The organism is Elusimicrobiota bacterium (assembly GCA_026388075.1).
GTDB lineage: Bacteria > Elusimicrobiota > Endomicrobiia > Endomicrobiales > JAPLKN01 > JAPLKN01.
The window spans coordinates 1-6,439 of the sequence record JAPLKN010000011.1 but is presented as its reverse complement, the minus strand read 5'-3'; the positions used below and the strand labels follow the sequence as shown (position 1 = coordinate 6,439).

Genomic DNA, 6,439 nt, shown 5'->3' with positions numbered 1-6,439 from the left:
TCTACAGGAACCCCCATTTTTATTCCATGGAATTCCGCGTTCCCGTATATTTCAAACCTTGGCGCAATTACACCATATATTGAAGATAAATTAATGATATTGCCATAACCCTGCTTCCTAAAAAATATGCCGCATTGCTGGGAAACTAAAAAATAGCCTCCTAACTGCAGGTTAATATTTTCGCAAAAATCTTCATAAGCTGTATCTTCAAATCCTTTACCAAAATGTTTGTTCCTTGGGTAAGCGCTGTTCACAACCCCGTCTATTTTCCCATATTTCTTTTTAACAAATTTGATCATATTTGTTACTGATTTTTCGGAAACGATATCTAATTTGAAATAGTCTGCTTTTCCATCCTTAAATTCACTTTTTATTTTATTTATTTCGTCTTTTGATGCCTTTTCATTTATGTCTGCTATTATTCCTATCCCGCCGTTTTCTATAATAGCCCTTATCAAATTCTTTCCTATTAATCCCGAACCGCCGGTTACTATTATGACTTTATCTTTCAAAAGCAAATCCGTCATATTTTACCTCCCGAACAGCTAATTATAGTTTTTTTATGAACCCGCTTTTAAGCAAATATTCAGCATAAATAAAATCAGATTCTTCATCAATATCAACGCTTCTTTCTCTTGGCATTATGTACATTTTTGACCGTTTATTGAAAAAAAGCTCTTTTGAGAACAGAACATCTCTTTTCCAAACAAGTATTCCATCATTCGCATTAAACACTTTAGGAGCGTCACGCCTGTCCTTAAGATTGGATTTAGTTTTTTTAACTATACTTATCCGGCCGTTTATTTCTTCTACCATGTTGTAATAGGGATTCCTGTCACAAGGAGCAACACTGAATACATTCATTAAATTATACTTTACGAGCATTTTGATACTGTTTTCCATATCTGTTACACTCTTCAAAGGAGTAGCAACACCAAGGTCTACAACTATATCACTTCTCCCTGTTTTATTTTTTTCCATCCACAAAACAGCATGTTTTATGGCGTCTGTTCGGTGAACCTTGTCACCTGCCAATGGAGCCGGCCTTTTAAAATATATTTTGAAGCCATATTTTTTCACAACTTTCATTATATCTTCACTGTCAGTAGAAATTACATAATCATCTATCAGTTTTGATTTTTTCACAAGATCAAGCGTATAACATATCAGGGGCTTGCCATTCAATTTTCTAATATTCTTATTTTTTACCCCTTTTGAACCGCCTCTCGCGCAGATAGTTGCCAATATTTTTTGGCCTTTATACATTATTAATTCTCCAATCCTAATAATTTCATTGTATCAACTGCTTCATTTAACCCGCAAATATTTTTCTTTTTGACAATGCCAAGGAATTCCTTTATTTCGTCAATATAACCTTTCTCGAAATCAAATAAATTTGAATTACTTAGATCTTTTTCCATAATCCTTATGGTTTTTCGTATAAAATCTACATCCAAAATATTACTATTTTCACCCAATACGATCAGCTTTCGGTCCTTTTTTCTTATATAATCCAGCTCAACATCAGAAATAAATCCCTTATATTCATAAATTCCCTTAAAATAATCAGGAGAATCTATTTCTAAACTGCTTATTTTTTTTCTCATTGTACATAACACACGTTTGGGAAATCCGAAAACCCATAACATATAATCAATTTCATGCGATAAATCCAGATCTACTCCGCCTCCTAATGCCCTGTGAGAACTATAAGAAAGTTTATAATCTTTGTAGGGCCGCCATTCTGGCAAGTATTGCCCCGCATATATTTTCACCATTCTGATATTTTTTCTATATTTGCTTATACATTCTTTAATTAATTCAAACGCTTTAATGAACCGCATGTTATAAGCAACAAACACTTCTACACCATATTTTTCAGCAATGGATTTTATTTCCATTGCATCTTTAATAGTATCAGTTATAGGTTTTTCTATTAAAACGCTTTTACACTTTGCCTTTTCAACCAATCTTTTAAAATCTTTTAAATGGTTTGCCGTCGGGGTGCATATTATTCCGCAGTCAGCATCCTTACAGTCATCTATCGTTCCAAGAAATTTAATTTTATCTGATTTTTCCGGATATGCCGTGATAACATAAGGATAAATTCCTAAGGAAAGTAAGTTCTTTACATGTCTTTTCCCTATGGAGCCGTAACCGATTACAATAACATTTTTGTTAATCATATATCATTTTCACTTACCAGCACTTTGACAGATTATTACCCAGTTGCTTACCAGAATATTACAACTAAGGATTTTTACATTTTTTCTTTCTTTTTTATAATAGCTAACTGCAATGAATCTTATCAGGCATTCTGGCGGATATTTCCCATTCCTGATCCCAGGCCATATTACCTCCTTGTAAGTTCATTTATTCTTTCTTGAGCACTTTTATAAGAAGGGTTTAAAAGCAGTGTTTTTTCATAAGACTCTAACGCTTTTTCTTTCTCTCCCTTTTTCAAATATGCCTCGCCCAGATAAAAGTTCGCAAAATCAAAATGCGGATAATACCTTAAAACCTGTTTGAAATTTTCTATTGCTTTATTGACATCGTATTTAATCAAATTAGGATTATTGCGAAAGTTAATGTCAATAATGGCTTCTTCCCGGATCTCCATCAATTCTTTGCTTGTAAATTCGGGTGTGTTTATGAAGCTTGAATAGAAACTTCTTACCGGATCAAAATCCTTCTCCTTGAAATACCCCTTTTCTACACAGGTCTTATACATCTCTGTATTTGGGATAGGGGAAGCCAGGGAAAATATAGCCCAATCCAATTCAAGCTTTTTAGCATATTGAATGGTCTCACGTACCGTTTCTTTTGTTTCGTCCGGATAACCGATAATAAAGAATCCCTTTACTTCCAGACCTACTCTTCTTACCGTTTTTACAAGGTCCGGCACTTTTTTAAGGTTTACCGGTTTCCTTATTAATTTTGAAAGTACCCATTGACTGCCGCTCTCAATAGCCAGAGTAACAGAGTAACAATGTGAAGCTTTCATTTTGACAAGCAATTCTTCGTCAAGAGATGCAACCGCCATGCCGCTCGGAACAACCCATATGATGTCTAACTTTCTTTCAATAATTCCGCCGAATATTTCCAATGCCCTTTTCTTGTCGGCAGTGAGGTTATCATCCTCAAATTGAAGTTCTTTAATATGATATGTATTAACGAGAAATTCTATCTCGTCCAAAACATTTTTAGCGCCTCTCATCCTTTGTTTGCTGCCCCAATGATTGCCCAGAGCGCAAAAAGTGCATTTGAACGGGCATCCTCTTGAAGTTATAACCTGCGTATAAGGCGATAATACGAAGCTCGAATGCGCAGAGGCTTTCTCAAAATATTTGTTCATATCAAACATATGCCGTGCGGGAAAAGGCAGAGAATCTAGGTCTTCAATATATCTTGTCTTTGGAATCAGGCGGGTAGTATTATTTTCTCTATAAGCAATTCCATCCAATTCTGAAAAAGCATTCCCGTTTTCTATTTTAGAAACAAGTTCTCTAAAAGTTACTTCAGCCTCCCCCTGAATCACAAAATCTATGGATGGATTTTGCTCTATTAATTTTACGGCATTAGCGCCTGCGTGCGCCCCTCCAACAACTGTAGTAATGTCCGGATCTATTTCTTTTACTATCCTGCAAACATTAATCGTGTCTTTTTCTATAGCGGCAAAAAGGCATGATACCCCGACAACGTCGGGAGATACTCTTCTAATATGCTCCGCAATTTCCTTATCAGACAAACCGTATCTTAACTCACTTCCATTATTTATGGATACTCCTTCTTTTGTAAACCCTTCCATCAATGCATCCAGAATATTTATATCGTATTTTCCATTTTTTTCAAGATATGCCGCTATATAAGCAATCCCTAAAGGGAAGAAAGCACTTACCCGGGACACTTTGGACGAGAAATCTGACGGGCGTGTCACTGGCGGGGCTATAAACATCACTTTCTTTACTGATTTTCTCATTTATTTCCTGCCTCTATAAATTTTTTATTGAGAAGTTCCGGTGTAGTTTTGAGATTATGCAATACTTTTAAAACATTTTTTAAAGCCCCTCCCTTGTCATACGGATTTTTCATGCCGACAAGGCTTTTTTTAAATCCTATGCTTAATCCCTTTTTGATACCCTCATGAATAGATTGTTTTTCTCCATTGGTGCATATTACGTTTTTTGGCAAAAGCCTTCCTTTCTGCCTGTCGCCTATATTTACTACAGGGAGCTTGAAGCTGGGAGCCTCTACCAAGCCGCTTGAAGAATTACCTACACATAAGTCCGCACAGGAAAGAAGATTAAGGTACAATTTTGTTCCAACAGATTTGAATGCTTTGGCATTTGGATGGGCTGATAAAAACTTATTTATTTCCGATATGATCAATCGCCCGCCCGAATCTGCATTCGGATAGGTAAATATTATTGCTGAATCTTTATATAGCCCTAGAACTTCAAGAAGATTTTTAATTTGAATACGTGTTTGCTCGGGCCGCAAGGTTACAGGATGATAAGTAACAAGTATAAGCGGCCTAATAGATAGATCAAGGCCCAGCTCTTTTTCAATTTTGCTTCTAGACATTTTATAATGGCTTTTAATATTATCCAAGCAAAACTCGCCGACAACATGCACCCGCCAAGGCTCTTCTCCCATCTGTTTTACGCGTTGTGCGGAGGTTGTTATGCCGACAAAATGAATATGGCTTAGCTTTGTAATTGCATGCCTGATTTGGTTGTCTATTGACCCTTCTGTTATATCTCCGCCTGAAAAATGCACTATAGGGATATTCATTGCAGAAGCAGCAATAACAGCCGCGAATATTTCAAATCTGTCTCCAACTACAAGAATCAGATCTGGTTGCAGCCTCTTGTAGCAATCCACAAACCCGATAATACCTACGCCGATTGATTTACCCATGCCTGCCGAGGAATCTGTAGACAAAAGCATCTCTATCTGTTCCGATATTTTAAAATTGTCATTAAAAATATCCTGAACGGTATATCCGAATTCCGGAGATAAGTGCATACCGGTTACAACTAATTGCAGTTCGAAAGATCTATCGGTCTTCAGTTTCATTAATAACGGTTTTAAAAGACCATATTCTGCTCTTGAGCCAGTGATAACGCATATTTTCCTTTTCATATAGTTATTAATTCATCCTCCTTAAAATTATTTTTCGCTTTTTTACCTACGATCTTATAAAATTTCATGGGGTTTATACCTGTACCGGGCCTTTTTGCAGTAACATTATCTTTTGAAAACAATTCTCCCTTTTTGATCTCCTTTGATGCTACGAGGCTCCTTCTCACTATAGCAATATTCTTCAATTCGGAAGGGGAGGGTGTTTTTCTGGCGTTACCGAGGGAAACCTCTATGTTCCTGATCGCGTTTACCATCGCTTTGAGCTCTTCCGGTTCAAGAGAAACCCTCTGGTCAGGGCCGGGCATGGTCTTGTCCAGCGTGAAATGCTTCTCTATAACAACCGCGCCGAGCGCCACCGCTGCGATCGGGATCTCGATCCCGATGGTATGATCCGAATAGCCCACAGCGATTTTAAGTTTATCACGGATCGTTTTCATCGCATATAAGTTAACATCCTCAAAAGGGGTCGGATATGCAGTATTGCAGTGCAAGACTGTTATCCTCTCCCTTGCCGTACCTTCATTAACAAGGACATTGATCGCAGATTTTATCTCATTAATATTTGCCATTCCGGTTGAGAGAATTATCCTTTTCTTTAGGCGGCCGATCTTCTGCAGGTAAAGGAGGTTCGTAATTTCTCCGGAAGGTATCTTGAATATCTTCAATCCTATATCGTTAAGCAGATCTATGCTTTCAAAATCAAAAGGGGTTGACAGAAATAAAATACCTTTTTTCTCGCAGTAATCCGAGAGCACTCTGAACTCTTCAGGTTTTAATTCAAGCTTTTTTGCCATTTCAAGCTGCGATTCTGCCGGGTCGGTGGTTTGTTTCTGATATTCCGCTTTCGGAGCGTTCTTGCTTATAGCTTGTTCCGACTTGAAAGTCTGGAACTTTACTGCATCAGCCCTTGCATAGACAGCGGCATCTACCATTTTCTTTGCTAATTTAAGACTGCCGTTATGATTTATTCCTGCTTCAGCTATTATAAATACTTTTACCATAATTTATTTTTCCTTTCTTAATGAACCTCCGCCCAGTCCGCCGCGGCGGAGGCGGTATCAAATGTATCGTTCTTTCGTCCTCTCCCTTGACGGGAGAGGATTGAGATGAGGGTGAAAGTTATTTTAACCCCCTCATCCTCACCTTCTTCCTCGCTCGTGGTTCGACTATGCTCACCACCCTGAGTGAAATCGAAGGGCAGGCTCGGTCCAAAGACTTACCCGCCAGGGGAGAAGTAATATTCGGTAACCCCGCAGCTTGCTGCGGGGAATATTGCAAGTTTAAGCTATAAGAC

The 6,439-nt window shown here is 37.7% G+C and carries 6 protein-coding genes; all 6 read right to left on the bottom strand.

Features of this window, described 5'->3' with window-relative positions; all coding sequences use genetic code 11:
- The coding region (locus tag NT145_00405; protein ID MCX5781159.1) for an SDR family NAD(P)-dependent oxidoreductase at nucleotides 1-527 on the bottom strand (527 nt) is incomplete at its 3' end.
- A gap of 22 nt (nucleotides 528-549) precedes the next feature.
- Nucleotides 550-1,266, bottom strand: a complete 717-nt coding sequence (locus NT145_00400; protein ID MCX5781158.1) for an acylneuraminate cytidylyltransferase family protein — start codon at nucleotides 1,264-1,266, stop codon at nucleotides 550-552.
- Nucleotides 1,267-1,268: 2 nt separating this feature from the next.
- Nucleotides 1,269-2,186, bottom strand: coding sequence for a Gfo/Idh/MocA family oxidoreductase (locus NT145_00395; GenBank protein MCX5781157.1), 918 nt, complete (start codon nucleotides 2,184-2,186; stop codon nucleotides 1,269-1,271).
- Nucleotides 2,187-2,353: 167 nt separating this feature from the next.
- Nucleotides 2,354-3,979, bottom strand: coding sequence for a cobalamin-dependent protein (locus NT145_00390; GenBank protein ID MCX5781156.1), 1,626 nt, complete (start codon nucleotides 3,977-3,979; stop codon nucleotides 2,354-2,356).
- Entirely contained in the window at nucleotides 3,976-5,145 is a 1,170-nt protein-coding gene (neuC, locus tag NT145_00385) for a UDP-N-acetylglucosamine 2-epimerase (GenBank protein ID MCX5781155.1), read from the bottom strand. The genes NT145_00390 and neuC overlap by 4 nt, the downstream gene beginning before the upstream one ends.
- Nucleotides 5,142-6,146 (bottom strand): N-acetylneuraminate synthase, encoded by a 1,005-nt coding sequence (gene neuB / locus NT145_00380; protein MCX5781154.1) that lies wholly within the window; start codon nucleotides 6,144-6,146, stop codon nucleotides 5,142-5,144. Before neuB ends, neuC begins: the two co-directional genes overlap by 4 nt.
- Between the last annotated feature and the right edge of the window lie 293 nt (nucleotides 6,147-6,439).

What these genes read in the sequence shown, in the direction of transcription:
- NT145_00390 (MCX5781156.1), bottom strand. Translation starts at nt 3,979, where the DNA reads ATGAGAAAATCAGTAAAGAAAGTGATGTTTATAGCCCCGCCAGTGACA.
- NT145_00395 (MCX5781157.1), bottom strand. Translation starts at nt 2,186, where the DNA reads ATGATTAACAAAAATGTTATTGTAATCGGTTACGGCTCCATAGGGAAA.
- neuB (MCX5781154.1), bottom strand. Translation starts at nt 6,146, where the DNA reads ATGGTAAAAGTATTTATAATAGCTGAAGCAGGAATAAATCATAACGGC.
- NT145_00400 (MCX5781158.1), bottom strand. Translation starts at nt 1,266, where the DNA reads ATGTATAAAGGCCAAAAAATATTGGCAACTATCTGCGCGAGAGGCGGT.
- neuC (MCX5781155.1), bottom strand. Translation starts at nt 5,145, where the DNA reads ATGAAAAGGAAAATATGCGTTATCACTGGCTCAAGAGCAGAATATGGT.